The organism is Rhodococcus sp. EPR-134 (assembly GCF_001647205.1).
In the GTDB taxonomy this organism is placed as follows: Bacteria; Actinomycetota; Actinomycetes; order Mycobacteriales; family Mycobacteriaceae; genus Rhodococcus_F; species Rhodococcus_F qingshengii.
Genome location: NZ_LVCT01000018.1, coordinates 1 through 2,531, shown reverse-complemented (window position 1 = coordinate 2,531; position 2,531 = coordinate 1). Strand labels below are relative to the sequence as shown.

The following is a 2,531-nucleotide window of genomic DNA, read 5'->3' as shown; positions in this document are numbered from 1 at the left end:
CGTCGTCGACCCGGAAGTTCTGTTCACTGCGCTGGCGCGGTTGTTCGATCGAACCGACTGGAGTGAGATCGTCACCGTCGAATCCGAGTTCCGCTAGTCAGTTCGCGGCGTGTGATTCGATGCGACTGCGGATTTCGGTCTCGACGCGATCGGCGTCCTTGGGGCTGAACGAAGGCGATCCGTGGCCGGCGAGAGTGAGTACCACCGCGGTCTCCTTCCACGGGCGTGAAAGATCCAGGCTGTACCACGAGCTGAAATCTGTTGTTCCCCAGATTCGTAGGCGTCCGCTCAGCCATGACATGACTCCGAGGTCGACGGATTCGATCTGCGAGTACAGGACGAACTTGCTGACAAACGGAAAGTAGTAGTGGCGGATCGTGACGCCCTGATCGTCGATCCGGACGGTTCGGTCCTCGTAGATTGTCGATGTTCCTGCACTCACAGTGATAACCCGGTTCCTGCTGGTCGATGCTCTCGATGGCTGCCTGAAAACCAACCATACAGTCTCTATTGGGGCGGGTGGCCCGCCCGAGTGTCAGGCGCTGGTAGTCCTCGCGACGACGAGATCGCTCACCGCGATCTGAGCGTTGCCGATTGCCGCCTGAACCGGTTCGCAACTACTCGATGCTCTGGCGAGCGCAAGAACTGCGGTGAGTAGGGCGGCGTCGGGCTCTCCTTCGAACGGTCCGCTCTGGACGTCGAACTTTCCAGCTCGCAACTGCTTTCGGGCATTGATTCCCAGTTGTGAAATGACCTCGTCCATTGCGGTCAGGCACTGGGCGAGCGCGCCGATCGACCAGTAGAGATCGGCAGCGACGACGGGTGTCTGCGATGCCACGGTGCCGGCGCGGCGCAATCGGTGGTGAGTGTCTCGGAGTATCTCGGGCAGCCTGTGGTCTGCGCAATGTTCCATCCCGCCGCCTCCGTAAGGTGTAAAGTAAGGTTATTCAATTACGGTAGGGCAGGACGGTAAGGGATGCAAGTAGTTTTAGACGATTACGTATCCGGTGCGTCGTTTGCGACGGACCTGGTCAACACCTCACCCCGAGTGTGGGTGGAGGCTGGTGACGCGTTGCCAGACTCCCAGACGCTTCAGGATCTACTGAGTGAACACGGACTCTCGCCGGACGCACTCCGCAACGGACGCGGGCCGACCAGCGGTGAACTTGCGGACGTTCAGGGGCTCAGAGAGGAAATTCGTTCGGTTCTCGATGCTCCGACTGCCGGCGAACTAGTCGATCGCACTCATCAACTTCTCCAGGCCGTCCCGCATCACGTTCGACTTACGCCAGATTCCCAGAACGGCTATCGGTGGAATGCAGTACCGGACAACACAATCGATCTCGCGGGTGAACTCACGTTGTTGATCGGATACTCGTTGCTGGGGACTCTGCGCACATTGGGGTACGAACGATTCCGTCCATGCGCATCGCCGACGTGCAACGGGGTGTTCGTCGATACGAGCAGGGGAGGGCGACGCCGATACTGCATGCCGGCGTTGTGCGGCAACCGAATCAACGTCGCGAATCACCGTCAACGGCAGCGTCGTACTTAGCGTCTGCGCTTGCCCGGTCGATAGTGACAATCGAACAGAGTACGGCCGACTGTATGGGGAACTTCAACGAGATACAGACCACGTCAGTCCCGCACGATTGTCGCCATGGCAACTCCTAGTAGATGGCGGCTCGTATGAAAGCCCGTTCTGTCTCCGCGACAGCAGTTATCAGCGTTGGCGTTTTCACCCTGGCCGGGTGTGGCGGCGCATCCAGTCCCGAAGGTTCAGTCGGTGAGTATGCAAAGGACGGCAGTTTCACGACTGTCATCAACGCCGATCCCGGAAATCTGCACCCTCTGATCACCAACCTCACGTCGACTCAGATCGTGAACGCGTACTCGTACGATTCGTTGATCGACATCGACGCGCAAACACGCACTGTGCGTCCCTATCTGGCGGAGAGCTGGAGTGAAGAAGGGAACACGCTGAAGTTCGTGCTCAAGAAGGGCATCACTTGTGCCGACGGCACTTCCTTCACCGCACAGACCGCGGCCGATGACATCAACTGGGTCATGGATCCTGAAAACGCTTCACCGCTACGCGGATCCACTGTGCCGATGTCGACTTCGGCCTCAGCGAACGGTGACGAACTGACGGTGACCACCGCCGAGCCAGCGCCCTTCCTGCTCTCTCGGATCGGCGCGTTGCGGCTCCCGTGCGCTGCGACGCTCGAAGACCCGGCCAGTATCCGTTCTAGTAGTAACGGAACGGGTCTGTTCAAGGTCACCGAAGTTGTTCCCAACGATCACATCACGATGGAACGCCGCGACGGTTACACCTGGAGTCCGAACGGCGAGACCACTTCCGACACTCTCGGAGTGCCGAAGACAGTGACGATCAAGATTGTCACCGATCCCAGTACGACGGCGAATCTTGTTCTCACCGGCGGAGTGAATGCCGCAGCGGTCACCGGTTCGGACGAGGAACGAGTCTTGGCCGCGGGTCTGGATTCGAAGACTTACACCACGTTGTCCGG

Annotated in this window: 4 protein-coding genes; 2 read left to right on the top strand and 2 right to left on the bottom strand. The window is 59.3% G+C overall.

All coding sequences use genetic code 11. From position 1 onward, the window contains the following. Positions 1-97 precede the first annotated feature (97 nt). Both A2J01_RS00675 and A2J01_RS00670 read right to left on the bottom strand, forming a co-directional pair. Positions 98-442: a hypothetical protein gene (locus A2J01_RS00675; RefSeq protein ID WP_064111458.1), complete on the bottom strand. Its 345-nt coding sequence runs from the start codon at positions 440-442 to the stop codon at positions 98-100. A gap of 93 nt (positions 443-535) precedes the next feature. Next, complete coding sequence (locus A2J01_RS00670; RefSeq protein ID WP_064111455.1) at positions 536-913, bottom strand: hypothetical protein; 378 nt, start codon at positions 911-913, stop codon at positions 536-538. 63 nt (positions 914-976) lie between these two features. On the opposite strand from A2J01_RS00670, the gene A2J01_RS00665 reads away from it, so the two are divergent. Both A2J01_RS00665 and A2J01_RS00660 read left to right on the top strand, forming a co-directional pair. Then, positions 977-1,555, top strand: coding sequence for a CGNR zinc finger domain-containing protein (locus tag A2J01_RS00665; protein WP_064111452.1), 579 nt, complete (start codon positions 977-979; stop codon positions 1,553-1,555). A 134-nt stretch (positions 1,556-1,689) separates the two neighbouring features. Beyond that, positions 1,690-2,531 (top strand): ABC transporter substrate-binding protein (locus A2J01_RS00660; protein ID WP_231915387.1); only part of this gene is annotated, 842 nt, incomplete at its 3' end.